Annotated in this window: 1 protein-coding gene; it reads right to left on the minus strand. The window is 63.0% G+C overall.

Annotated elements, in window-relative coordinates; translation table 11 throughout:
* The coding region (locus tag QWY29_RS20430; RefSeq protein WP_300963056.1) for a hypothetical protein at nt 1-276 on the minus strand (276 nt) is incomplete at both ends.

Consider the following 276-nt stretch of genomic DNA (forward strand, 5'->3'; position numbering starts at 1 on the left):
GCCGAATCGCGCAAAGCGGACACAGCAGATGTTTGTGGCAGAACTTGGCGGCGTGCAACCGGACCTTGCCCACGGTGTAGTAGTCCCGGAACAGCAGGTAGTGCCCGCACAGCGCGAGATTGCGCCCGAGCTTGACTTCGCCCGCTTCGCTGAGATAATCGGCCATCTCGACCGCACGATGATGCGCCCGAGAGTAGCGGGTCAACCGACTGGGCAAGCCCGCAGCATCATCCCCCCCCTGTTTCGACTCTGCCGCCAAGCTCTCGTCGATCAGGG

The sequence above is a fragment of the Nocardioides abyssi genome, from assembly GCF_030412915.1.
Classification (GTDB): domain Bacteria; phylum Actinomycetota; class Actinomycetes; order Propionibacteriales; family Nocardioidaceae; genus Nocardioides; species Nocardioides abyssi.